We start from the raw sequence: 24,527 nt of genomic DNA on the forward strand, positions 1-24,527 counted from the left end.
GGCTGAAATAAATTATTCCCCGCCGCACCGCGCCGAGTTCCGTCCCCGGCGTTCCGCACGCTTTTCCCGTCTCGGTCGAGTACGGACGGTAACATGACCGATTCGCCCGCGTCGGCCCGGGGGTCGCTCCCGGCCGACCCGAACGACCTCTCCGTCACCATCGTCGACGGCTACGTCGACGAGCCGGCTCACTTCGGCGTCCCGCCGTACCTCTCGACGTACCCCCGGTACACGGCGGGCGCGCTCGTCGACGCCGGCGTCCCGGAGTCGGCGATCACCTACCACACAATCGACGAACTCCGCGAGGACCGGTCGAAGCACGCGGACGTCGCGGACGCCGACCTCATGATCTACGTCGGCGGGATGACGGTCCCCGGGAAGTACGTCGGCGGCACGCCGGCGGAGCCCGACGAGGTGCGCGAACTGGGCTGGACGGCCGACGGCGTGACGCTGCTCGGCGGCCCGGTGCGCTTCGGCGTCGGCGAGGAGAACGCGGGCGCACAGGAGACGCAGCGCGACGACCTCGACTACGACTTCGTCGCGATGGGCGACGTGGAGGCCGCGGCCCACGACCTCGTCCGCGAGGGGTTAGAGGGGTACGGCAACCGGATGCGGACGAACGAGGAGGTCGACCGCTGGGCCCGACAGGGGGCGTTCGTCGTCGAGCAGCACCCGAACCACCCCGACTACCTCATCTGCGAGATGGAGACCTCGCGCGGGTGCGCCTACCGCTGCTCGTTCTGTACGGAGCCGCTGTACGGCGACCCGGCGTTCCGCGCGGCGCGGTCGGTCGTCGACGAGGTCGACGCGCTCTCGGACCGCGGCGTGCGGCACTTCCGGCTCGGGCGGCAGGCCGACATCCTCGCGTTCGGCGGCGACGGCGAGGCGCCGAACCCCGACGCCCTCCGGGAGCTGTACGGCGGGATCCGCGAGGTCGCGCCCGACCTCCGGACGCTCCACCTCGACAACATGAACCCCGTGACGATCACGGACTACCCGGAGGCGTCCCGGGAGGCGATCCGCGTCATCGCCGAGCACAACACGCCCGGCGACACCGCCGCGTTCGGGCTCGAATCGGCCGACCCGGTCGTCCAAGCGGAGAACAACCTCCTCGTCACCGCCGAGGAGTGCCTGGAGGCCGTCCGCGTCGTCAACGAGGAGGGCGGCTGGCGACCGGGCGACGACCCGGAGACGACGCCCGGCGACGCGAGCCGCGTCACGGGGCCGTCGACCGGTCCGGACGCCTCGCCGCGGCTGCCGAAGCTCCTCCCCGGGATCAACCTCGTCCACGGGCTGACCGGCGAGCGCCCGGAGACGTACGAACACAACAAGCGCTTCCTCCAGACGGTGTACGACGAGGGGTTGATGCTCCGCCGGATCAACATCCGGCAGGTGATGGCGTTCGCGGGCACGGAGATGGCCGAGACGGGGGCCGAGGTCGCACAGGAGCACAAAGACCAGTTCCAGGCGTACAAACGCGAGGTGCGCGAGACCATCGACAACCCGATGCTTGACCGCGTCGTGCCGCCGGGCACCGTCCTCCCGGACGTGTACCTGGAGTACCACCAGGACGGCAAGACGTTCGGCCGCCAGCTCGGAACCTACGCGCTCCTCGTCGCGGTGCCGGGCGAGCGCGAGCTCGGCACCAGCATCGACGTGGCGATCACCGACCACGGCTACCGCTCCGTCACCGGCGTCCCGTACCCGCTCGACGTCAACGCGGCCTCGATGGCCGAGCTCACCGCGATCCCCGGGATCAACCGGAGCCGGGCCGGCGACGTCGTTGTCGGCCGCCCCTACGACTCGGTCGACGCTGTCGACGCCAGGGTCGCCGACCTCGGGGCGTACGCGGTCGCCGGCGACACCGACGTGCCGATTCCCGGGCGGGAGCGTCCCGGCTCCGGCCCCGGACCGGCCGCGAGGTCGTCGCTCGGTCGCGGGGACTGAGGTATGTCGGACGGACGCGACACGGAAAGAAAGGGCGAGCCGAGGGGGGACGACCACGGTGACGCCGACCACCGCGAGCCCGTCGCCGTCTCCCGGATCGAGGTCCCCGTGGACACCCGCGCGCCGGGCGGAACCACGAACGCGTACCTGCTCGACGGCCTCCTCGTCGACCCGGCGGCCCGGACCGACGCGCTCGACGCCGCGCTCGCGGACCGCGGCTCGACCGACGCGGACGCCCCGTCCGTCGAGGCGATCGCGGTCACTCACGCTCATCCGGACCACGTCGGCGCGGTCGCCGACTACGCCGCCCTGACGGACGCGACGGTCGTCGCCCGCGAGGGCCACGCGGACCGGTTCGCCGCGGCCGCCGGCGTCGACCCGGACGAGACGGTCGCACCGGGCGAAACGGTCGCCGACACGGCGGTCCGCGCGGTCGACACGCCCGGGCACGCGCCGGACCACCTCGCGTTCGCGGCCGGCGGCCGGGCCGCGGGACCGGAGCGATCGGTGTTGTGTTGCGGCGACCTCGCCGTCGCCGAGGGGAGCGTCGCGGTCGCCGCGCCCGAGGGGGACCTCGCCGCCTACCTCGCGAGCCTCGAAGGCGTGCGCGACGCCGGCTACGACCGCCTCCTCCCCGGACACGGCCCGCCGATCGACGACCCGGCGGCGGCATGTCGGCGGCTGATAGCCCACCGACTGGACCGCGAGCGCGACGTGATCGCCGCGATCGACGGCGGCGCGGCGGACGTCGACGCAGTCGTCGACGGCGCCTACGAGAAGGACGTCTCCGGCGTGCGTGACCTCGCGCGGGGGACGGTCGCCGCGCACGTCGAGAAGCTGGTCGCCGAGGGGCGGATCGACGAGGCATGGCTCGGTCGCTTGGCTGACGGAGACTTCGGCTGATCCGCTCGGCGCCCCAGCCGCTTCCGCCGGACCGGCCTACGGCTCCGCTTCGATCTCGCCGACGACCTTGGACAGCGGCGTCTCCGTCACGTCGACGAAGCGGCCGCCGGCTGCGACGATCCCGCCGTCGGTCTCCGGGTCGTCGCCGACGTGGACGAGCCCGGTCGTCGCGGTCCCGAGTGCCTCCGCCGCGGCCTCGAACGCGGAGGGATGGGGTTTGCGCCAGCCGCAGCCGACGCTCGTCGTGACCGCCTCGAACTCGCCGCGGAGCCCGGCGCGGATCAGCGTCCGCGGGACGAGCTCGGGGACGGCGCAGTTCGAGAGCAGCCCGACCGGGCCGCGCTCGGCCGCGCCCCGGACGGCGTCGAGCGCGCCGTCGCGTCGGGCCACGTCCGGGTCGAACGCCGCGATCACGGCGTGTCTGGCGACGTTCCGCTCCGCGTCGACGCCGCGGGAGTCGAGCGCCCGGGCGACGTGGGCGGGGAGGGGGACCTCCGCGCCGGCCGGCGCTTCCACGTGCTGTTCGCCGTACGCGACGTGCCAGTCGTCCGGGACCGCCACGCCGCGGGACTCCAGTTCGCGCGCGACCGCTTCCGCGGGGTCGGACGGGTACTCGACGTCGACGAGGGTCCCGAAGAGATCGAAGGTGACTGCCACGATACCACCGTTAGGGACAAACCCGGATTGAACCTGTCGGTCGGGGGTGTCCCTCCCGACGCCGACCGCTCGCGGCGGAACTCCCGTCAGAACAGCGAGCCGAAGTGGAGCGTGAACAGCCGGTAGAGCCCGGTTACCCACGCGCACAGCCACAGGATCATGAAGCCCGCGACGCCGGCGCGGAGCCGCTTCCGCCAGTGGCCCATGTCTTCGTGGAGCTCGTCGATGTCGACGTCGAGGTCCTCGTAGGCGTCGGCGTTGCGCTTCGCCTGGAAGATGCGCACGATCCCGGTGAGCGCGAACGCCAAGAGCGCGTACGCCTGAACGCCGAAGAAGGCGTGGAGGATCGCCATCCCGCTCACCTGATCGAGAACCCGCGGGACCATCCAGGTGACGATCGGCGTCGTCGTGAGGACCAGCCCGACGACGATGTACCGCAGGTGTCGCATCAACACGTTCCACGACACCGTCTCCGCGTCGATCATGATCCAAGCTCCGTACAGCAAGAACGGGAAACTCGCCGTCACGGACAGCCCGGCGACCGCCGCGATGACCGACTCGTCGACCATACCGACGGTACGTTCTCCGGCGCGTAAAGCCCCCCGATCCGCGTCCGTCGAGGCGCTCTCCCGACGCGCGGTGGCCGGGTTCCCGACCCCGAGGCACGGACGAAAACAGTTAGCGTCAGGAGCACGTACCGACGGCGTAATGGAAGACACCTCGACGCGGTCGGAGCCGGATTCGCCGCCGCCGGAGTCCGCCGACCCGGCGGCGGACGGCCCGGACGACGCCGATCCGGAGACCGAAGCCGGGGCCGACGACATCGAGGCGCTCCGCGAGCGGGTCGAGTCGGAGTACGACTTCGACGACTTCGGCCCGTCGGACATGGCCCGGATGAGCGCCGAGGAGTGGGACGCCGCCTTCGACCCCGACACGTGGATCACCGGCGACCGGCTCCTCGACCGGGTCGACGCCGAGCTGAAGTCGCGGATCGCGACCCGCGACGTGTTCGGCGTCTTAGAGCGCGTCCGCGAGAACGGTGAGGAGCGCATCCTCGTCTACTCCGACGAGGGATACGCCATCATTCGGCCCACGGGCGAGGTGCGCGGCGAGGGGACTGTGCTCCGAGACATCGAACCGGTCGTCGCGCTGGCGGCGATGGACTCGTACGAGGTTCCAGAGCCGCCGGACGACTGGTCGCTCCCGCACCCCGACAGCGTTCCGGAGGGGTCGGGCGAGTTCGGCAACCTCCTGATACAGGCCGTCGCCGCGGTCCAAGTGCTTGCCGGCGCGGCGCTCCTCGTCGCGACCGCCGTGACCGACCTCGACACGATCGTCGCGCCGGCGATGGGCGTCGTGTTCCTGCTCGTCGGCGTGTTCCTGTTCGCGATGGTGGCGAACGCGCGGCTCTCCGACCGGTTCCGATCGGAGGAGTACCGGGACCGTCTGCGGGCGCTCCGCGAGGCGAAAGAGCGTCCCGGGTTCGTCCCCGTCGAGGACGGCGTCGTGACCGACGAGGACGCCGCTGCGACCGACCGCGACCGGGACGAGTAATCCGCCGATTTCGGCGGTCTCAGGCCCTACAGACACCTCCACGTCGGCGGTTTCAGTCGGTGGGTTTAAGCGCACCCCGTCCTGAGTGAAACTGTATGAAAAGGCGGGACTTCGTGCGGACGGCCGGCGGCGCGACCGCCGCCGTCGCGGCCTCCGCCGGGGCGACCGGAACGGCGGCTGCACAGGAGGTACAGCCCGACTGGCCGAGCGGGGCGGCCGACGGCAACGTCGGGTCGTACACCGACGCCCGCGGCCAAGACGAGGTAACGATCTCCGTCGGGGCCGGGAGCAACGGCCTCGCGTTCGATCCGACGCTGGTGTGGGTCGACGAGGGGACGACCATCGTCTGGGAGTGGACGGGAGCCGGCGGCGACCACAACGTCCAGACGGTCGACGGCGGCGGTCCGGCCAGCCTCGACAGCGGGAGTCCCGTCGGTGAGGAGGGAGCCACCTACGAGTACGAGACGTCCAGCGAGGACGCCGGCATCACCCACTACCACTGCGTGCCCCACACCGCGGTCGGCATGCACGGCGGCATCGCCGTCGGCGAGGACGTCGCCACCGTCGAGGTCGGCGGCGGCGGCAACACCGGGTGGCCCGAAGACATCGCCAAGGTCGGCGTCCCGCTCCACGCTCACTGGGTCGGGATCTCCGCGATCCTCGGGATCGGCCTGACGTTCGTGTTCACCTTCTACATGCTCAAGTACGGCGAGTCGGCGCACACCGGCCACGGGGGTGCCAGATGAGCTCCGGAAACTCGTCGTACGGCGACATCCACCGGTACGAGCCGGCCCGCGAGAGCACGGCGGCCGCGATCGCGATCGTCCTGCTCACCGTCATCGAAGTCGTCTTCGTCGCGCTGTTCACCTACGGGCTGATGTCGGCGTGGGCGTCGACGGAGGCCGGAAACATGTACGTCGGCGCGCTGCTGGCGTTCATTTTCATCGACCTCGCGTTCATCCTACTGCTCTACCGGAAGGAGTTCCTGCCGGACGTGATGATCGTGAAGAAGCGCCGGCGCAAGTGGGAGGATCTGTACATCCGCGAGGAGGACAAAGACGGCAAGACCTTCGACACCGGCGGTCTCACGGACACGCTGAAACGCGCCGTGTACCCCTACTACAGGAAGTGATTCGACAATGAGTCTGAAAAAACAAGACGACATGGACCACAACGCGTGGCTCAAGAGTCAGGACCTCACGGCCATCGAGACGGCCTTCCTGACCACGCTCATCTGGCTCGACAAGCGGCTCCGCATCGTCGACTACCTCGAACTGCTCGAGACGATGTACTACCGCGCGAACCTCCAGATGCCGAAGAGCCACACCGAACAGTACGACCTCGACAACAAATTTTGGTACTGGTACCCGCTGTACTCGCTCGGGTCCCTCTCGATCATCGCGTACCTGCTCGCGGCGGTATCCGGAGCGCTCCTCGGGTTCTACTACGCGCCCTCGACCGCCGGAGCGGTCGCGCAGGGCGACCCGACTGCGGCGTACGACTCGATGGTGATGATCATGCAGGACGTCCAGTTCGGCTTCATGCTCCGGTCCATCCACCGCTGGTCCGCGCAGTTCATGGTGGCCGCGGTGTTCCTCCACATGCTGCGCGTCTACTTCACCGGCGCGTACAAGGAGCCGCGCGAGGTCAACTGGATCCTCGGCGTCGTGCTCATCGCCCTGACGCTGCTGTTTGGCTTCTCCGGGTACGTTCTCCCGTGGAAGCAGCTGTCCTTCTGGGCGGCGCAGATCGGCGTCGAGCTGGCCCTCGCGACCCCCATCGTCGGCGAGTGGGCGGCCCAGCTGCTGTTCGGCGGCTTCACCCTCGGACAGGCGACGCTCGTGAGAATGTACATCCTGCACGTGTTCGTGCTCCCGTTCGTGGTCACCGCGCTCATCGCGGTCCACGTGGGCATCGTCTGGGTGCAGGGCATCGCGGAACCGCACTAATCCGATGACCGACGACACCACCCCCATGACCGACGGAGGCACCGACGACGAGGCGCGGACCGACGGCGGCCCGCCGGCGACGGTCCCGCCGGACGACGAGACGCCGACTTGGTCCGAGCGCAAGGAGCACAGCCAGGGGCTCGCACAGCTCACCTACCAGTACTTCGAGCGCTCTCGGCGCGAGGACGAGGACCTGCGCACGGAGTCGACCTACGTCGAGCGCGACGTGCTCGGCTTCCCGACGTGGCCCCACGAGACCATCCGGAACCTCGCGATCACGTCCTTTTTCATCGGGATCATGCTGCTCGTGGCCTCGATCATGCCGGGGCACTTCGGCGACCCGGCGAACCCCGGCTCCACGCCGGCGATCATCCTGCCCGACTGGTACCTCTACTGGTCGTTCGGTCTGCTGAAGCTCGACCCGATCAACCCGGACCTCGCGGTACTGGGCGGAAACATCATCATGTCGAACGAGCTGATGGGCCTCGTCGCGCACGGCGCGATCTTCGGCGTCATCACGCTGGTGCCCTTCCTCAACAAGGGGAACGCGCGGCGCCCCGTCGAGGAGCCGGGCTGGGCAGCGCTCGGCGTGACCGGCGTCATCCTCGCCATCACGCTGGCCGCGCTCGCCATCCAGAACTTCTTCCCGGTCCAGCTCGAGCTGCTGTTCTCGCTCACGTTCATGCTCCCGGTTGCGGGCGGCGTGGTCACCTACGCGGTGCTGAAGACGATGCGAGAGGGGTACATGTACGACCTCAACCGCCGCTACTTCATGCTGCGGCCGCCGAAGTAACGCCGACGAGACCGCTGTCGCGGTTCCGCGACCGACGCGCGGTCGCGGCCGCCGTTCCCGACGTTCCGTAACCCATGTCATCATCAACAGACGGCGACGCGTCGCAGTCGTTCGACGAGACGGGCGACCCGATCGCGGCCGACGACGACGCCGACCCGCGAAACGAACCGACGGGCCCGCGCGACGGGCCGAGCGGCCGAGAGGTGGTCGTTCCGTTCCGGCTGTACAAGGCCGTTACCGTCTTCTCGACGCTCGCCGCGGTCGTCACCTACTTCGTCGGGTTCACCCTCATCGACGCCGCGACGCTCCAGATCAGTTTCGTTCGGACGACCATCGTCTACCTGCTCGACAACGCCGGAATCCTGCCGCCGGAAGACGTCCTAGTGGCGTTGCTGGCGATCACCGGCGTCGGCTTCATCCTCCTCGGGACCGCGGTGTACGTGCTCGGGACCCGGTTCCGCGGACAAGGGATGGGAAAGTCTCAAGACGACTCCAGCGAAACGTGAGATAATGGCAGACGAGTTCATGAAGGGCTTCGCCCTGTTCGCGATCGGCGGTCTCGGGTGGATCACCTTCGGCGGCTGGTACCGGACGCCCTCGTACTACGAGGTGGTACAGCTCGTGAACCCGCCGGAGGGCGTGAACACGGCGTACGGCGAGATCGGACTCCTCGCGGGCGACGCCTTCTTCTGGCTGATGGTCCTCGGCGCGCTGACGTTCTGGGTTCTCATTCCTGTCAGCCGTCAGCTCCGCGACGCCCTCAACGACGACGACGCCGCCGCGAACTGAACGCGACGCTCTCGTCTCGCTTTCTGTGGTCTGCCTCGACGCCGCCCGAGCGGCGCGGCCGCGCCCGCCGACGAACCGGGAGCTTTTCACCGCCGCTCGCCCGAAGCTCGCGCATGAGTGAGTCGACGCCCCGCCTCGCGGTCCTCGGCGACGCCGACCCGACGGCGGCGATCCGGTCGGCGGCGACCGCCGCGGACGTCCGCCTCACGGACCGCGCCGAGGCCGACGGCATCGTGGCCGTCGGGGACGCCGCGTTGCGGGAAGCGATGCGCGCGGTCGCGAGCGGCGACGCGCAGTCGGTTCCGATCCTCCCGGTCGGCGACGCCCGACATGCGGTCGATCCCGCCCTCGCGACCGAGCGCCTCGCGGACGTCGTCGACGAGATGGGGGGATCGGTTGAGGCGCTCGACGGGTTCACACGCGCCGCGCACCCGGTTCTGTCGGTCGAGGCGGCCGACGACGGGACGGCTCTGTTCGCGGCCGCGGACGTCGCGCTCGTGACCGCGGAGCCGGCCCGAATCTCGGAGTACGGGATCGCGTTCTCCGACGGCGACGAGGTCTCGATGCGGGCCGACGGCGCGGTGGTCGCCACCCCGCTCGGCAGCGACGGCTACGCGGCGGCGGCCGGCGGGCCCGTGGTGTCGCCCGGCGGCGGCCTCGCGGTCGTCCCGGTCTCGCCGTTCACGACTCGCCCGGACACGTGGGTCGCGTCCGGCGGGCTCCGCGTCACGGTCAAACGCGGAGAGGAACCGGTCGCGCTGGTGGTCGACGGCGTTCGCCGCGGAACCGTCGCGCCGCACCGCGCGGTCCGGATCGAGATCGCAGCGACGGTCGACCTGCTCGCGCCGACGGCGCAGTGAGCCGGCGGTCGACGCGATCCGGAGGGGCCCGAGTCGGCTCCGCTGCCGCGGCGATTCGTCGCTTCGCTCGCCCCCGGTCCGGACCTTCTCGCGGGCGCGGCGATCGGAAACACTCTAATACGTCGTGAACGGAAGTGGTGGATATGGACCCACTGCAGTTCCTCGTTCCCCTCGACTGGCTGGCTGCCGTCGGGCCGGTGCTGCCGTACGCGATCTTCGTGATGACCGTCGCGAACCTCGCCACGCGGCACCTCGCGCACAGGCGGCACGTCGAAGAGGGACAGGACGCGGACAGCGTGGAGGCGTACACGCCGCACGTGTTCACCAACGTCGGCCTCGTCCTCCTGTCGTTCCTCTTCATCCTCGACTCGCCGGTGAGCGGCACGATCCTGTCGGTGCTCGTGCTCGCGATGTTCATCGCCGACTTCTTCGAACTGGAGGCGCGCAACGTCGAGGCCCGCAACGACATGGCGATCGAGGCACCGAAGAGCTCGATCGCCGCCTCGCTCGTCGTGTTAGTGTGGTCGTCGTACTACGCGCTGTTCTTCGTCATCGAAGGGATCTGGAACCAGTTCGTCGTCGCCTGACGAACTCCGACCCGGACCGCGGTTTCTCCGAGCACTCGACGCCCGTCAGAACGGCCAGTCGCCGGTGAGTTTCATCCCCGTCGCCTTCCCCTCCGCTTCGAGCGCCGCGGCGATGTCGTCGGCGTCGCGCCGGGGGATCGACACGGCCGCGTCCGCGAGGTCTACGACGAGCTCGGTCAGGAGGATCGCCTGCTCGCGGAGGTTCCGCGACTCGAGTTTGTCGAGCGTGTCGGCGTGGGTGTGGCCCCAGCCGCGACCGCGCCCCTCGGTCTCGCCGGAGACCATGTACCCGGGGATTCCGCGCTTCACGAACGGCCAGTGGTCGCTGTGGGGAACCAGCTCCCCGCCGGTCGAGACCGGGTGGTCGAAGCGGTCGCTCACGCGCTCGGCGGCGGCCGCCAGCGCGTCGAAGTCGTGGTGGTCCAGCCGCAGCGTCCGGCCGAACACGTTGCTGTCGACGTTGACGACGGCGCGGACCGCCCCCCGGTCGGCCGCCTCGGCGGCCACCGACGAGCCGACGAGACCGACCTCCTCGGCACCGAACGCGGCGAATCGAACGCGCACGTCGAGCTCCGCCTCGCGTGCCGCGAGCGCTCGCGCGACCTCGACGATGGTCGCGGTTCCGGCCCCGTTGTCCATCGCGCCCTCCGCGAGGTCGTGGGCGTCGACGTGCGAGGAGACTATCAGGTGCTCGTCGGTGTCGGGGCCGAGTTCGGCGACCGCGTTGCCGCTCGTCGCCGTCGGCGTCTCGCAGTCGACCGCGACGGTCAGCTCGTCCCCCTCACGTCGCCGCGCGAGGCGCGCGCCGGTCTCCTTCGAGACGCCGACGGCCGGAACGTCCCCGATGGGCGCGTCCGCGGTCCCGACGCTCCCGGTCGGCGGGAGCGTCCCCTCGACGTGGTTGACGAAGACGAAGGCGGCCGCGCCCGCGTCGACCGCGCGGTAGTACTTCTCGCGGCGGTGGACGAACCGGTCGACGGAGTCCGGCGTGTCCGACGACACCATCACGACCTTCCCCGCGAGGTCGGCCTCGAAGTCCTCGGGAACGCCGTGCCCGAGGTCGACGAACTCGCCGGTCGCCTCCGCGCTCGGGCTCCGCGGCAGCGCGATACAGGCGTTCGGGCCGACGGCGACGGCGTCTCCGGTCGCGGCGTCCCGGATCGCGCTGTCGCCGCGCTCCCAGCCCTGAATCTCGAACCCCTCGACGGCCGCGTTCCGCGCGCCCGCGTCGGCGAACGCGTCGCGGGTCAGTTCCAGCGCCTCGCGCTCGCCCGACGAGCCGGCCATCCGGTCGCCGACGTCGACGAGGTCGATGAGGTGGTTCCAGCCCGCGTCGCTCGTGAACGTCTCGCCGATCCAGTCGGTCATGCGCGTGAGTGTCGCGGCCGCCGCTCAAGCGTTTCGGTGGCGGCGGGGGCGGCCGGGATCGGGCGAGAGGATGAGTCGGGTGCTCGGCCCGGGAGCGACGGTCGAGTGCTCGGCCCGGGCGCTCAGACCGGGACGGCCGGCAGCAGGACCGCCGCGGCCTCGGCGGCCGCGAACGTCGAGTCGTACAGGTGGTTGAGGAGGAGGTAGGTGACGACTCCGAGCACGAGCGAGAGGATCCACGCGCTCGCGGCGATCCGCCCGACGCGCCGGTGGGGCGTCTCGGTCCGGAGCTCCCGTTCGGAGTGGGTGAGTCCGAGGACGATGGCGTACAGCACGACGGGGACCGACACCACGGAGAGGAGGATGTGGATCGCGAGCATGATCAGGTACGCCGGGTACACCCAGTCCCACAGCGGGACCCACGCGTACGCCGAGTCCAGCACGAACTCCTTCGTTCCCCCGCCGGCGACCTTCGGAAGGTACATCGCGAGGAAGAGGAGGATGAGTCCGAACGACGTCGTCATCGCCGCGGCGTGTTTCTTCACATCGTCGTTGCGGATCCAGTACCACCCGAGCGAGAGCGTGATCACGGTGACCGTGTTGACGGCGGCGATGGCGTGAGCGAGGAGGTCGACGGTGCCCTTCGTGAGCGTCGGGAACAGCGCCTGAAACTCGGGCACGAGGAACACGCCGCCGACGGCCCCGTAGCCGACGACGGTGAGGAGGGCGGTTATCGCCCCCGGGTGTTCTCCGGCCCTGTCGCGAACGCTGGCGGTGGACATACCGATCCTACTGCCGGGAGCGTTATTGTCCTTTCGAGGTCGGTCCGACAGCGTGCCCTCGTCGACGTGATCGGCTCGCCGCGAGCGCGCGCGGTCAGTCCTCGATGACCCCCGTCGCGGTCGCGACCTCCACCGCCGCCTCCTCGTTGATCCCGCCCTGGAGGATGGTGTAGCGGTCGCGGATCTCGTGGGCGCTGGTGAGGGCGGCGATCAGCTCGGCGTCGTCGACGCCCAGTTCGCTCGCAGTCGTCGGGGCGTCGAGCTCGTCGAGCGCGTCGCGGATCGCCGCCCACCGACCGTTCTCGCCGCTGTGGAGGAACTCGGTCATGATCGACGCCACGCCGACCTGGTGGCCGTGGAGCGCCTTGCCGGGCGCGATGCGGTCGAGCTGGTGCGAGATGAGGTGTTCCGCGCCGGACGCGGGCCGCGAGGAGCCGGCGATGGACATCGCGACCCCCGAGGAGACGAGCGCCTTCACGACCACCCACGCCGACTCCTCTAACCCCGGGCGGATCATGTCGGCGTTCTCGACGAGCAGCTCCGCCGTCATCTCCGAGAGCGCGCCCGCGTACTCGCTGTACTCGACGTTGCGCAGGCGGCGGGCGAGCCGCCAGTCCTTCACCGCGGTGTAGTTGGAGATGATGTCCGCACAGCCCGCGGTCGTGAGCCGCCACGGGGCGTTCGCGAGCAGCGTCGTGTCCGCCACGACGGCGAGCGGCGGGTCCGCGGCGACTGAGTGACGCGTGTCGCCCTCGGGGATCGAAGAGCGCCCCGAGACGATGCCGTCGTGGGAGGCGACCGTCGGGACGGAGACGAAGCCGACGTCGAGGTGGTCGGCGGCCATCTTCGCGATGTCGATCGGCTTGCCGCCGCCGAGCGCGATGAGGTAGCCGGGGTCGACCGCCTCTGCGGTCTCCTTCAGGTCCTCGACGGCCGCGAAGGAGGCGTTCTCCACGACCGCGGTCGCGGGGTCGTCGAACTGCGCTCTGACGCGGTCGCCCGCGATCTCGTTCGGCGTCGGGCTCGTCACGATCAGCGGCCGCCCGGTAAGGTAGAGTTCGCCGACCGCCTCCCCGAGGTCGTCGAGGACGTCGTGTCCCACGAGGACGTTCCGCGGGAGCTTGATCCACGTCGTCTTCTCGAACATACGGGACGGTCACGCCGACGGGTCAAAGCCGTTGTCCATGCGGGCGAGGACCCGTTCGGCCGCCCGCTACGCTCCGAGCGCCGCCAGCGTCGTCGCCGCGTCGTAGAGGAAGTAGACGCCGAAGCCGGCGAGCACGACCGCGGAGGCGACGGCGACGAGCGGCGCGAACGTCTCGATCCGGCGCTCGGCGGCGACGAGCCCCGTCGGGAAGCCGACGATCCAGACCAACACGCCGAGGAAGAACCCGCCGATGAGCGCGGGCGAGCCGGTGGCGACCACGAGCGTCCCAGTGAGGTCGGCTCCGACGACCGGGAGCCGGGACAACACGTCGAGTTCGCCCGGTCGGAGCAGGCCGACGCCGATCGTCAGCCAGAACAGCACCTGGTACGGGTTCGTCAGGGCGAGCACCAGCGCCTTGCGGAACCCCTTCCCCTCCGCCGCGATCGTCTCGCCCCCCGAGGTCGGGTGGAACGACGCCCGCGCGCCCTGCGCCGCGCCGACGGCGAAGTACAGCATGAGGACGCCGCCGACCGCGATCATGACGCCCTGTAACAGCGGGAACGACTCCACGACCGCGACGACGCCGACGTACGCGAGGAGGAAGAATATCGCGTCGGCGGTCGCCGCGCCGAGACCGGCCCGGAAGCCGGCGAAGCGACCGCGGAGGACTGCCTCCTCGGCGATCACCGCGTTCATCGGGCCGGGCGGCGCGGCGAGCGCCAGTCCGAAGACGACGCCCGCGCCGAGCGTAACGAGGGTGCTCACACCGGTCGCAACGCCCGGTTTCGTGAAAAAGCCCGCGACAGCAACGTGGTCGGTAGCGACCGTTTCCGGACGCTGCGACCGAGATGCGGACACCGGACGCCAGATCCGCACACGCCCGGCGCGGCCGCGGCGACGAACCGATGGCGACGGCCCGGCGAAGCGAGCGCGTCCGACCCGAGACGCCGGAACTACTCGTCTTGGAGTTCCGCGTCGCGGAGCGCCTCGTTGAGGTCCTCGCGGACGCGCTCGCCGGTCTCGCGGTCCATCGCCGTGGTGACGATCCGGTTCTCCTGAACGCTGGAGCCGTCCCGCAGGAGCAGCCGGACGTTACCGTTGGTCCCCGCCCGCGTCGCCTTCGCGCGGAGGCCCGTCCGCGACCCCGTTCCGCCGGCGTCGATGGGCCCGGGGACGATCTTCTTGACGTGCGGGTGTTCCGCGACCGTCTGGACGGCCTTCCGCCCCTTGCGATCGCCGATGAGCGTCGAGTGCGACCCGCCGATCTTCTCGCGCGGCGGGGTCTCGACCACCGCCAGCGACCGGTCGCCCCGGCGGTCGAGGACCCACCGAACCACCGGGCTCGCGTCCGCTCCGTCGTCGCCGTCCCGGGAGCCGTCCGCCGCAGTGCCGCCGCCCCCGTTCCCGCCCGCGCCGTCGTCGGGAACCCGGTAGAACTCGTGGTGAAGCTGCGCGCGCGTCTCGCGGAGCGGCTCGCGCTCGCCGGCGGCGTAGACGGTCTCGGGGCGTTTTCGCCGGATCTCGTCGGCGACGCGTCCGGCGAAGTTCCGCAGTTGGACCTCGGTCAGTCGCTCGTCGTCCTCCGGGCGCGTGGTGACCGTCGTCTCGCCGACGACGGCGTCCTCGTCCAGCATCGTCAGGCGCGCGCGGTCGGCGTCGAACTCGGCGACGACCGCGTCGACGTTGGCGGTGTTACAAGTCAGACAGTAGTCCCCCGGCTTCTGTAACGGGGTTCCACACCGCCGGCAGTTCATACCGGACGGAAGCGCGTGGCGGGTAAAAGCGCGTCCGTTCGTCCCCTCGCGGAGGCAACCCATATAGTGCGGGCCGACTTGGTGGTGCGTATGAACTCCGACCGCTCCGCGGCGGACGCCTCAGGCGGGGAGTCCGACGGCGAGGTCGAGGGGCGCGATCCGGACGCTCCGAGTCCCGGCGGTTCCGACTCGCTCGATCGCGTTCTCGGCGACCCACATCCGGACGACCCGGAGCCAGACGTTCCCGGCGGCGACGCCATCGAGGACCGCGTGGCGCGGCTGTTCCGCAGCGGGCGGACGAACGCGGTGATCGCTTGGGCGATGGTGGCGGTGCTCGTGGGGGTGTTCGTCGAGAGCCTGCTCGGGTTCGACTTCCTCCCGATGGTCCTCGTCGCCGCCATCACCGCCGTCGTGGTCGCGCCGGCGGTCGCGGCGCGCGACCCGCGAGTGATGCTCCCGTGGGAGGTGCTCGGTCTCGCGCTCCTTCCGGTGTTGGTGCGGGCGCTTCTCGGCGGCGAGCTGGGGACGTTCTCGACGTATCTGGCGATCGCCGCGTTCGCGCTCATCGTCACCGTGGAGCTCCACATGTTCACCTCGCTGCGGGTCACCCACTGGTTCGCGGTCCTGTTCGTCGTGCTGACGACGATGGCGACGGCGGCCGCGTGGACGGTGCTCCGGTGGAACGCCGATCGGCTGCTCGGCACCTCCTTCTTGACGACGAACGAGGCGCTGATGAGCGAGTGGATCTACGTGATGCTGGCCGGACTCGCCGCCGGCGTCCTCTTCGACGCGTACTTCCGGCGGCGCGGCGCACGACTTCGGAGCGCCATCTGGCGGGTGGTGCGCCGATGAGCGTCCGCGGCGTCCTCCGCGCTCGCCCGTCGATTCGGACGCAGCGCCGACTCACGAGAGTGATGCAGGTCCTGCTGGTCGCCATCGTCGCCTACGGGGCGGCGTTCGGCCAGCCGAAGGCGATCACCAACGGCGGACTCGGGCTGTTCGTCACGTTCGTGCCGGCGCTGGTCGAGCGCAACTACGACATCCCGCTCGACCCGTGGCTCGGCGTGTGGATCACGTCGGCGGTGTTCTTCCACACGCTGGGGTCCGCGTGGTTCTACGCGCAGATCGGCTGGTGGGACCACGTCACTCACGCGCTCTCCGCGTCGCTGATCGCCGGCGCCGGATACACGACCCTGCGCGCGATCGACATCCACAGCGACCGGATCCAGATCCCGGCCCGCTTCGCCTTCGTGTTCATCTTCGTGGTGGTACTCGCGTTCGGGGTCGTCTGGGAGCTGTTCGAGTTCGCGCTCGACATCGTCGCCGACGAGACGGGGATCTCGATGCCGCTCGCGCAGTTCGGACTCGACGACACGGTGCTCGATCTCATGTACAACTCCGTGGGGGCGCTGGTCGTAGCGACCTTCGGACAGGCGTACCTCTCGGGCGTCGCGGAGCGAGTCCGAGAGGGACTGTTCGGCCCGTCGGAGGAGCGACCCTAGCGTAGACACGCGGCCACGACCCGCAGCGCGGCCTCGCCCCGAACCTCGTTCGCGAGCAGCGGGACCCGCTTCACCTCGCGACCGCGGAACAGGTCGGTCGCCTCGCGGAGCGCGTTCTGTTGAACCTCCCACCGGCGCGCGCAGAACTCGCAGGTCTCGGGGTTCGGCTCGACGACCCAGTCGGGGTCGATCCCGGCCCCGTCCTCGCCGGCCACGTCGCCCACCCCCTCCATCACGCGGTTGACGACGAGCGTGTCCACCGGAATGCCGAACTCGTCGAGCCGCGCGACGAGCCGCTCGGACTCGACGACGCTCATCTCTTCGGGGATCATCACGACGCGGAAGTCGGTCTTCGCCGGATCGCGCAACACCGCGCGGAGCCGCTCGATGCGCTCGCGCAGCTCTTCGAGGTCGGCGGAGGGGTCGGGGTCGTCGTCGTCGCCGCCGAACATCCCCTTGATCCCGTCCATCATCCCGGAGAACCGCTGGCGGAGCTTCATCACTCGGCCGAGCATCGAGTCCATGATCTCCGGCAGCTGGAGCAGGCGGAGGGTGTGGCCGGTCGGCGCGGTGTCGACGACGACGCGGTCGAACCGCGGGTCGTCGAGGTACTCCAGCAGCTGGCGCATCGCCGCGGCCTCGTCCGCGCCGGGCATCGTCCCGCCGAGCAGTCCGCCGAGCCCCTCCTCGCCGTCGTCCGCGGCGTCGGCACCCCCGCCGGGCCCCATCCCGCCCATCGCGCCGAGTCCGCCGAGCGGGTCGCCGTCCGCCCCGAACATCCCCTCGTCGACCGCGGCGTCGGGGTCGATCTCGGCGGCGTACAGGGGGACATCTTCGCGGATCCGCGCCGGCTCGGCGGGGATCTCGGCCTCGTAGGTGTCGGACAGCGAGTGCGCCGGGTCCGTCGAGACGACGAGCGTCCGGACGCCGCCCGCGGCCGAGGCGAGTCCCGTCGCGGCCGCCATCGTCGTCTTCCCGACGCCGCCTTTCCCGCCGTACAGCACGTAGTCGGGCGCGTCGACGCCCGCGGGCAGGTCGGCGAGCTCCTCGTCGACGGTCACCGTATCGTCCGCCTCCGCGGGCTCGACTGCGCCCTCGTCTCCGGGCTCGTCGACGCGGTCGACGGGTTCGACGTCGATGTCGTCCATACGTGCGTGTCGTCCCGGCGGGCTTGTGTACCCGTCGGTCCCGAGAAGTCGCGGTCCCCGTAATGACGGTATTCGAGTTTCCAGCTGGTCGGCCATCCGTAGTGGCGTGCGGATCGACGAAGAACACTGCCAAAGCCCCAGCCGCGAGGCGGACACACGCTCGCTGTGCGCTTCAGTCGCTCACTGCGTTCGCTCCCTCCAGTGCTTGCGCCGCCTGTGCCCGCCTCGCGGCTGCCCCTTTGAGTCCACCCCCCACCGCACAGGAACCGCACCTCACGCCTCCCCAGCCTCGCGGTTCGCGCTCTTCGAGCGCTCACCGCGTCCAGCGAGGGACCAGTGGTCCCTCTGGCAGCCGGCGCTACGCGCCGGCGACCTCGCGCGTGCGACTCGCGCCGCGTCGCGGCGCTCGTCGGCACGCGCCACCGCCCCATTTATGATTGATTAGTCCCGTCGGGCCCGCCCGCGAACGGTAACGTTGATACGTCGACCGCGGGTACGAGATGAGAGGATGGACGACCGGACCCGCGAGTACCTCCGAGGGCGGTTCAGCGACTACTACCGGTCGGTGTCGCTGTCGCTCCCGCCGGACGCGTACCTCCGCGAGTGGGGCCACATCCCGTGGACCCCCGGATCGGGGACGACGATGGTCCGGCACCAAGCGCTGTCCGAACTGGGCGACGTCGACACGTTCTTCGCGGACAACGCGCCGCGGCACGCCTACTTTTCGGCCGCGCGCTACGACGACCCGGGAGCGGCGACGATGGGACAGAAGGGGTGGCGGAACGCCGACCTCGTCTTCGACTTAGACGCCGACCACCTCCCCGGCGTCGACCCGGAGACGACCTCGTACCCGGAGATGCTGGCGGCGTGTAAGGAGGCCCTCCTGCGGCTGCTCGACTTCGTCGACGACGACTTCGCGTTCGACGACGTGACCGTCGTCTTCTCCGGCGGGCGCGGCTACCACGTCCACGTCCGCGACGAGAGCGTCCGGGGGTTAGACAGCGACGCGCGCCGCGAGATCGTCGACTACGTGCGGGCGATCGATCTCGACACCGACGGCCTGATCCGCACCGTCTCCGACCGCGGCACGACGAAGCGCGTCCTGCGGACCGAGGGCGGGTGGGGCGCGCGCGTCCACGACGCGCTGGTCGAGTACGCCGACGACCTCCGGGAGATGGACGACGAGGCCGCGCGCGAGCGGTTGATGGAGCTCGACGGGATCGGCGAGGGGCGCGCGAACACGATCCTCGGCGCGTTCGACCGGAACCCGACCGCGGTGCGCGAGGGCAACGTGGAGGCCGGCGGGCCGGGCGTGCGTCGGCTCGTCTCCGCGCTCGCGTCGCGCGTGGCCGCGGCGGACGCGGCCCCCATCGACGAGCCGGTGACGACCGACACCCGGCGGCTCATCCGGCTCCCGGGGACGCTCCACGGCGGCTCCGCGCTCGTCGTCACGCCGCTCGACCGCGACGAGCTCGCCGACTTCGACCCGCTCCGAGACGCGGTCCCGGACCGGTTCGTCGGCCGCGAGATCCGGATCGAGACGGACGCGGATCGGACGGTAGAATTAAACGGCGAGCGCGTCAGAGTTGAATCCGGTAGAAACACCGTGCCCGAGTTCGCGGGAGCCTTCCTGATGGCCCGCGGCGAGGCGCGGAAAGCCCCCGAACGATGACCGACGACAGATGAACCTCGACGAACTCCGATCCGCGCAGGCGAAGGAGCGCCGGAAGGACAGCCTCCAACACCTGCGGGACTCGTTTTACGACGACGTCGGCGCGTACGTCGCGGACCTGCGCGCCGCGCGCGACCGGCGCGCCGAGCAGGTCGAGAACCCGTTCGCGGACGACGACATCCGCCGGCTCTCCGACGAGGTGGAGACCGCCGAGGAGGTCGCGGAGGCGCTCTACGAGCGCCGGGTCGGGAAGGTCGTCAAGCTCGCCTCCTTCGCCGCGGCCGACATGTCGGTCGACGAGGAGGGGATGACGGCCGAGGAGCGCCGGCTGTTCGACGACCTCGTCGATCGCATCACCGCGAACAAGTCGGAGGTGCTCGACGTGCTCGCCGGCGAGTCGCCGGCGACGGGCGATCTCCCGACGGACGACGGGGCTCCGACCGGCGACGACCCCTCCGCGTCGCGCGGCCCCGACGCCCTCGGTGGGGAGTCGACCGCGACCGATTCGGCGTCGACCGACCCGACACCGACCGACCCGACACCGGCCGACGCAGACGCGGGACCGGCGGACACCGGCGACGGAGCCGCCGTCTCGGACACCTTGGCCGGAGCGATGGGCGGATCCGAAGCGGCGTCTCCCCCCGCCGAGGAATCCGCGATAGCGGGCGGAGACGACTCGGCGGCGGCCGCTCCGGGGCCGACCGAGGGTCCCGCGGGCGACGGCGCAGACGAGCCGACGCCGGTCCCTCCCGAGCCGGCACCGCCGGGGGCGGTCGGCGTCGACGACGCGGGCGAGGAGGCCGACGGCGCGGCGGCGGACCGTCCCGCGAGCGACGCGGCCGAAGGGGCGGAGTCCGGAGCGACGACGGACGGCGGTCCGATCCCGGAACCGACGGCCGGCGGCGGGTCCGGAACGGAGCGCTCGGTCGACCGGGCGACGGTTCGGATCACCCGCGACGTGGGGGCCATCTTCGGCGTCGACGAGCGGGAGTACGACCTCGCGAGCGAGGACGTCGTCTCCCTCCCGGTCGAGAACGCCGACCCCTTGGTCCAACGCGACGCGGCCGAGCGGCTCGACTGACGCCGGTCGGCGGCGTCGCTCGCCCGACCGACGGACACTAACGCCGCGGGCGGCTACGGATGCGTAATGCAGGTCGAGTTCCTCGGCGGCGCTCGCGAGGTCGGCCGGAGCGCCCTCCTCGTCGACGACGCGCTACTCGTGGACTACGGACTCATGACCGCTGAGCCGCCGCAGTACCCGGTCCGCGACCCCGAGCCGGACGCGGTCGTCGTCTCGCACGGCCACCTCGACCACGTCGGCGCGGTCCCCGCGCTGCTGAAGGGCGACCGGCGGCCGCCGATCCACTGGACGCCGCCGACCGGCGAACTCGCGCGGACGCTCGCCGAGGACACGCTGAAGCTCCGCGGCAACAGCCCGCTGTGCCCGTTCGGGGCCGAACACGTCGCGCGGCTGGGCGAGGTGGAGCGGCGACACGACTACAGCGACCCCTTCCCGGTCGCGGGCGGAATCGACGACGGCGGGTACGAGGTGACGCTGTTCGCGGCGGGGCACATCCCCGGGTCGGCGCACGTCCTCGTCGACGACGGGGAGACGCGGCTGCTGTACACCGGCGACTTCCACACCGACGATCAGCGGCTGGTCGCGGGGACGACCGCACGTCCCGACGCCGACGTGGTGGTCTGCGAGAGCACGTACAGCGACGTGCGACACGACGATCGGGGCGAGGTCGAGGAGCGGTTCGCGGAGAGCGTCGAGACGACGCTCTGGGAGGGCGGGACGGTCGTCGTGCCGGCGTTCGCCATCGGGCGCACCCAAGAGTTACTGTTGGTCTGTGCGGCGCACGACATCCCCTGTTACGTCGACGGAATGGGGAAGGGAGTCACCGAGATGCTCCGGCGGTACCCCGGGTTCGTCCGCGACCCCGAGGCGCTTCGGCGCGCGAAGTCGCACGCGCGCTTCGTCACCGGCCGCGACGGGCAGCGCGAGCGCATCGCCGACGGGAACGCGGCGATCGTCACCACAAGTGGGATGCTCTCCGGCGGCCCCGCGATGACGTACATCCCCCAGATCCGGTCGAATCCGGTGAACAAGGTCGCGATGACCGGCTATCAGGTCGAGGGGACTCCGGGACGGGACCTCTTGGAGTCGGGTCGCGCCGAGATCGACGGGCGGGTGATGCCCGTGAGCGCTCGGGTCGAGCAGTACGACTTCTCCGCGCACGCCGACCGCGACGGGCTGTTCGGGTTCCTCGACTCCTACCGAGACGCGACGGTGATCGTGAATCACGGCGACCGCTGCGAGGCGTTCGCGGCGGACCTGCGCGCGGACGGCTTCGACGCGAGCGCGCCCGCGCTCGCCGGGCGGATCGAAGTGTGAGATGGGGAGAGCGAGACGCGATCGCCCGGAGGTGTGTCGCGTCAGTACCGGCGGCGTCTCGCTTCCGGCGGCTTTTCCGAGTTCCCGAGTCGCATCCGCCGCCCGATCGCGTGGTGGGCGGCGGCGGTTCGTGAGCAGATCGAAGGCTCGTTCGTCCGGCAGCGATAGGTCGCTCGTCGTTCCCATCGGGCTCGTCGAAGTATTGTGTGGCGCTCGCCGACCGAGGCCGCGGCGACGGCCTCCTGTTCGTCGGTTAACACTAAAATGTAGACAAACCTACATACAGAGCGTAGATATTCTATCCGACGTGTGGGCCTTCGGACCCCTCTGAGAGGGCCAGACCGGGTATCAATCACCGCTTGATGCGACGAATCTCCGGGTTTGAGCCGATGTTCGCGTCGTTTCGATATTCCAATCGAATTTCTGTTTAGAATATTTGATGAATTAAATTATCTAGCGCCAAGACTATACAGACTAGATCTCAGGTTGATTTACTCCCCGCCGTCGGTGAACGCCCAGTCGTCGAGTACGCGGTCAGCGACGTCGTTCGCCTCCGACGGAGAGGGACAGGAGCCGTCGGCGACCTCCTGTGAGAGCTCGCCCGCGAGGTCGTACACCGCGGCTCCGTCCGCGCGCTCGGCGACGCGCTCGAAGGTGGGCCGGTATCCCGCGGCGGCGCGCTGACCGATTTCGTCGAGCGAGGCGTCGATGCTGTATTCGAGCTGACGGACCGCTTCCTCTGGTTCCATACTCGATCCACGGGGTCCGATCCACTTAAAGGTACTCGGATTCGGAACTGAGTTAATCCCGACGAGCGACGCGCGCCGAACCGACGTTTATACGCGTCGCGAACGCCGATTACCGGCATGACCGACGCAGACGGCGGCGGCGCGGACCGCGTCCCTCCCGTCGCGGAGCGCGCCGACGACGTCGCTGAGCGCGCGGCCGTGGCGAAACGTGCGGCACGGGCCGGTGCCGCGGTGGCGAACGAGCGCTTCCGGAGCGACATCGCGGTGGAGACGAAAGGCGAGGACGACGTGGTGACCGAGGCGGACCGCGCCGCCCAGCGCGCCGTCATCGAGTCGATCCGCGAGACGTACCCGGACGACGCGGTCGTCGGCGAAGAGGAAGACGAGCGCAAGACCGTCCCGGAATCGGGCCCCGCGTGGGTGATCGACCCCATCGACGGGACGCACAACTACGTCCGCGACATCCGCGTGTGGGGCACCGCGGTCGCGGCGGTCGTCGACGGCGAGCCGGTCGCGTCGGCGATCGTCTGCCCCGCGCTCGGTGACACCTACGCCGCCGACGCCACGGGCGCGTATCGAAACGGCGAGCCGATCGCGGTGAGCGACGCGACCGAACCCCGGCGCGCGACCGTCGGCCCGACGATCTGGTGGGCGTACGACGCCCGCGACGAGTACGCCCGCGCCTGCGAGGCGATCGTCACCCGCTTCGGCGACATGCGCCGCCTCGGCGCGGCGCAGGTGGTCCTGCCCACGGTCGCCGCGGGCGGACTGGAGGGGACGATCACGAACGTCGCGGCGAACCCCTGGGACACGGTGGCGGGCGTCTTCGCGATCCGGCAGGCCGGCGGGCGCGTGACGGACCTCGACGGGAACCGCTGGCGACACGACTCGATTGGGCTGGTGGCCTCGAACGGCGCGCTCCACGACGAGGTGCTCGCGGCCGCGAACGAGATCGAATCGAACGAATGATCTGAATCCGAGTCGGTCATCGGCGATTCAGCAGAGAATACCGCCAGCGCCTCAACGGCTCACTTATATATAGACGTCAACAGAGCAACGGCATACACCGACAGAGCCCCAGCCGCTCGCTTATAAATAATTGAATCCAGATTGACGACGAACACCGACAAAGCCCCAGCCGCGAGGCGGGCGCACGCTCGCCGCGCTCCTCGCTCGCGTTGCTCGCTGCGGTGCTCGCGTCGCCTGCGCCCGCCTCGCGGCTGCCCCTTTGAGTCCCGCCCCGCACCGCTCCGCACAGCGCCTCGCGCCTCCCCAACCTCGTCGGCCTCCCTGCGGTCGGCCGACTCCCTCGCGCGTGCTGACTTCGCGGCCGCCGAGGGCGGCCGCTCGCAGGCACGCGCCACGACAGCGTATCAGACGTGATCGCGCCCGCGAGCCGAGGATTCAAATCGGGCGACGGCGAACCCCGTCGCATGTACGCGGTCGTCGGCTGCAACGAGTGCGCCAACATGTGGCTGGTCACGGACCCGGAGACGAGGGAGACGGCGCAGTGCTCGCGGTGCGGCAAGACCCACCGGACCGCCAAGCTCAAGCGCTTCTTCGAGTCTGAGGAGCGCGCGGCGGCCCGGCAGGCGCGGTCCGCGCTGCTCGCGAAGAAGCGCGGCGACAGCGCGGCGTTCGCCGAGGTGGACCACGTCGCCGACCTCGAAGCCGCCGTCGAGGACGCGGGCATCGACGACCGCGAGTACCTCGAATCGTCGGGCATCGACGCCGACGCCGTCGACGAGGCCGCCTCGCGCGCCGAGGGCGGCGGGGGCGGGTCGCGGAGCCGCACCGAAGTCGTCCGCGACGCGGTCGACGCCCTCGACGACCCCACCGAGTCGGCGATCGTCGAGCGCGCCGCGACCGACGGCGTCCCCGCGGACGCGGCCCGAGAGATCCTGACCCGCCTCGCGCGCCGCGGCGAACTCACCGAGTCGAACGGGCGGTATCGCGTCCTCTGACCCC

General features: G+C 70.6%; 27 protein-coding genes. 18 read left to right on the plus strand and 9 right to left on the minus strand.

Going from position 1 to position 24,527, the window contains the following annotated elements:
- Positions 1-93: 93 nt before the first annotated feature.
- Positions 94-1,947 (plus strand): radical SAM protein, encoded by a 1,854-nt coding sequence (locus C464_RS13665; RefSeq protein ID WP_006114344.1) that lies wholly within the window; start codon positions 94-96, stop codon positions 1,945-1,947.
- Positions 1,948-1,950: 3 nt separating this feature from the next.
- On the plus strand, positions 1,951-2,850 hold the full coding sequence (locus C464_RS13670; RefSeq protein ID WP_006114345.1) for an MBL fold metallo-hydrolase: 900 nt from the start codon (positions 1,951-1,953) through the stop codon (positions 2,848-2,850).
- A gap of 36 nt (positions 2,851-2,886) precedes the next feature.
- Here the strand turns inward: C464_RS13670 and C464_RS13675 are convergent, their stop codons facing one another.
- Together C464_RS13675 and C464_RS13680 are read right to left on the minus strand one after the other, a co-directional pair.
- Positions 2,887-3,507 carry an HAD family hydrolase gene (locus C464_RS13675; RefSeq protein WP_006114346.1) on the minus strand — a complete coding sequence of 207 codons (621 nt, stop codon included), beginning with the start codon at positions 3,505-3,507 and terminating at the stop codon, positions 2,887-2,889.
- 86 nt (positions 3,508-3,593) lie between these two features.
- Positions 3,594-4,076 (minus strand): DUF7321 family protein, encoded by a 483-nt coding sequence (locus tag C464_RS13680; protein ID WP_006114347.1) that lies wholly within the window; start codon positions 4,074-4,076, stop codon positions 3,594-3,596.
- A 139-nt stretch (positions 4,077-4,215) separates the two neighbouring features.
- Between C464_RS13680 and C464_RS13685 the strand changes: the two genes are divergently transcribed.
- The 9 genes from C464_RS13685 to C464_RS13725 all read left to right on the plus strand — a co-directional run bounded on the left by C464_RS13685 (position 4,216) and on the right by C464_RS13725 (position 10,039).
- The gene (locus C464_RS13685) at positions 4,216-5,061 is read left to right on the plus strand and encodes a DUF7319 domain-containing protein (protein WP_006114348.1); all 846 of its coding nucleotides are present in this window, start codon (positions 4,216-4,218) and stop codon (positions 5,059-5,061) included.
- A gap of 95 nt (positions 5,062-5,156) precedes the next feature.
- A complete protein-coding gene (locus tag C464_RS13690) occupies positions 5,157-5,807 on the plus strand; it encodes a halocyanin domain-containing protein (RefSeq protein WP_006114349.1) in 651 nt (216 codons plus the stop codon).
- On the plus strand, positions 5,804-6,193 hold the full coding sequence (locus C464_RS13695) for a DUF7318 family protein (RefSeq protein ID WP_006114350.1): 390 nt from the start codon (positions 5,804-5,806) through the stop codon (positions 6,191-6,193). The genes C464_RS13690 and C464_RS13695 overlap by 4 nt, the downstream gene beginning before the upstream one ends.
- A 7-nt stretch (positions 6,194-6,200) precedes the next feature.
- Positions 6,201-7,010: a cytochrome b gene (locus C464_RS13700; RefSeq protein ID WP_049911193.1), complete on the plus strand. Its 810-nt coding sequence runs from the start codon at positions 6,201-6,203 to the stop codon at positions 7,008-7,010.
- A gap of 4 nt (positions 7,011-7,014) precedes the next feature.
- A complete protein-coding gene (locus C464_RS13705) occupies positions 7,015-7,803 on the plus strand; it encodes a cytochrome b family protein (protein ID WP_006114352.1) in 789 nt (262 codons plus the stop codon).
- 74 nt (positions 7,804-7,877) lie between these two features.
- Positions 7,878-8,309, plus strand: coding sequence for a DUF7315 family membrane protein (locus C464_RS13710; protein WP_006114353.1), 432 nt, complete (start codon positions 7,878-7,880; stop codon positions 8,307-8,309).
- A 4-nt stretch (positions 8,310-8,313) separates the two neighbouring features.
- Entirely contained in the window at positions 8,314-8,592 is a 279-nt protein-coding gene (locus C464_RS13715; RefSeq protein WP_006114354.1) for a DUF7314 family protein, read from the plus strand.
- 113 nt (positions 8,593-8,705) lie between these two features.
- Positions 8,706-9,452, plus strand: a complete 747-nt coding sequence (locus C464_RS13720; protein WP_006114355.1) for an NAD(+)/NADH kinase — start codon at positions 8,706-8,708, stop codon at positions 9,450-9,452.
- Between the two features lie 143 nt (positions 9,453-9,595).
- On the plus strand, positions 9,596-10,039 hold the full coding sequence (locus C464_RS13725) for a DUF7313 family protein (protein ID WP_006114356.1): 444 nt from the start codon (positions 9,596-9,598) through the stop codon (positions 10,037-10,039).
- A 45-nt stretch (positions 10,040-10,084) separates the two neighbouring features.
- Here C464_RS13725 and C464_RS13730 read toward each other — a convergent pair whose 3' ends face one another.
- The 5 genes from C464_RS13730 to C464_RS13750 all read right to left on the minus strand — a co-directional run bounded on the left by C464_RS13730 (position 10,085) and on the right by C464_RS13750 (position 15,090).
- The gene (locus tag C464_RS13730) at positions 10,085-11,407 is read right to left on the minus strand and encodes a M28 family peptidase (RefSeq protein WP_006114357.1); all 1,323 of its coding nucleotides are present in this window, start codon (positions 11,405-11,407) and stop codon (positions 10,085-10,087) included.
- Between the two features lie 122 nt (positions 11,408-11,529).
- Positions 11,530-12,189: a DUF420 domain-containing protein gene (locus C464_RS13735; RefSeq protein ID WP_006114358.1), complete on the minus strand. Its 660-nt coding sequence runs from the start codon at positions 12,187-12,189 to the stop codon at positions 11,530-11,532.
- A 94-nt stretch (positions 12,190-12,283) separates the two neighbouring features.
- Complete coding sequence (locus tag C464_RS13740) at positions 12,284-13,336, minus strand: NAD(P)-dependent glycerol-1-phosphate dehydrogenase (protein ID WP_006114359.1); 1,053 nt, start codon at positions 13,334-13,336, stop codon at positions 12,284-12,286.
- A 66-nt stretch (positions 13,337-13,402) separates the two neighbouring features.
- On the minus strand, positions 13,403-14,101 hold the full coding sequence (locus C464_RS13745) for a LysE family translocator (RefSeq protein WP_006114360.1): 699 nt from the start codon (positions 14,099-14,101) through the stop codon (positions 13,403-13,405).
- Between the two features lie 188 nt (positions 14,102-14,289).
- Positions 14,290-15,090: a DUF2103 domain-containing protein gene (locus C464_RS13750; protein WP_006114361.1), complete on the minus strand. Its 801-nt coding sequence runs from the start codon at positions 15,088-15,090 to the stop codon at positions 14,290-14,292.
- A 90-nt stretch (positions 15,091-15,180) separates the two neighbouring features.
- Between C464_RS13750 and C464_RS13755 the strand changes: the two genes are divergently transcribed.
- Both C464_RS13755 and C464_RS13760 read left to right on the plus strand, forming a co-directional pair.
- Positions 15,181-15,942, plus strand: coding sequence for a hypothetical protein (locus tag C464_RS13755; protein WP_006114362.1), 762 nt, complete (start codon positions 15,181-15,183; stop codon positions 15,940-15,942).
- Positions 15,939-16,592 (plus strand): hypothetical protein, encoded by a 654-nt coding sequence (locus C464_RS13760; protein WP_049911195.1) that lies wholly within the window; start codon positions 15,939-15,941, stop codon positions 16,590-16,592. The genes C464_RS13755 and C464_RS13760 overlap by 4 nt, the downstream gene beginning before the upstream one ends.
- Here C464_RS13760 and C464_RS13765 read toward each other — a convergent pair.
- Positions 16,589-17,740: an ArsA family ATPase gene (locus C464_RS13765; protein ID WP_006114364.1), complete on the minus strand. Its 1,152-nt coding sequence runs from the start codon at positions 17,738-17,740 to the stop codon at positions 16,589-16,591. The two genes, C464_RS13760 and C464_RS13765, sit on opposite strands and share 4 nt — an antisense overlap.
- Positions 17,741-18,248: 508 nt before the next feature.
- Between C464_RS13765 and priS the strand changes: the two genes are divergently transcribed.
- The 3 genes from priS (at position 18,249) to C464_RS13780 (ending at position 21,810) form a co-directional block, all read left to right on the plus strand.
- A complete protein-coding gene (gene priS, locus C464_RS13770; protein WP_006114365.1) occupies positions 18,249-19,412 on the plus strand; it encodes a DNA primase small subunit PriS in 1,164 nt (387 codons plus the stop codon).
- A 10-nt stretch (positions 19,413-19,422) separates the two neighbouring features.
- Positions 19,423-20,493 (plus strand): hypothetical protein, encoded by a 1,071-nt coding sequence (locus tag C464_RS13775; protein WP_006114366.1) that lies wholly within the window; start codon positions 19,423-19,425, stop codon positions 20,491-20,493.
- 66 nt (positions 20,494-20,559) lie between these two features.
- A complete protein-coding gene (locus C464_RS13780) occupies positions 20,560-21,810 on the plus strand; it encodes an MBL fold metallo-hydrolase (RefSeq protein ID WP_006114367.1) in 1,251 nt (416 codons plus the stop codon).
- A 491-nt stretch (positions 21,811-22,301) separates the two neighbouring features.
- Here C464_RS13780 and C464_RS13785 read toward each other — a convergent pair whose 3' ends face one another.
- Positions 22,302-22,559, minus strand: coding sequence for a hypothetical protein (locus C464_RS13785; RefSeq protein ID WP_006114368.1), 258 nt, complete (start codon positions 22,557-22,559; stop codon positions 22,302-22,304).
- A 117-nt stretch (positions 22,560-22,676) separates the two neighbouring features.
- Here C464_RS13785 and C464_RS13790 point away from each other — a divergent pair, with 117 nt between their 5' ends.
- Entirely contained in the window at positions 22,677-23,528 is an 852-nt protein-coding gene (locus tag C464_RS13790; RefSeq protein ID WP_006114369.1) for an inositol monophosphatase family protein, read from the plus strand.
- A 464-nt stretch (positions 23,529-23,992) separates the two neighbouring features.
- Positions 23,993-24,523, plus strand: a complete 531-nt coding sequence (locus C464_RS13795; RefSeq protein WP_006114370.1) for a DUF5817 domain-containing protein — start codon at positions 23,993-23,995, stop codon at positions 24,521-24,523.
- Positions 24,524-24,527 lie beyond the last annotated feature (4 nt).

This window comes from Halorubrum coriense DSM 10284, assembly GCF_000337035.1.
Classification (GTDB): domain Archaea; phylum Halobacteriota; class Halobacteria; order Halobacteriales; family Haloferacaceae; genus Halorubrum; species Halorubrum coriense.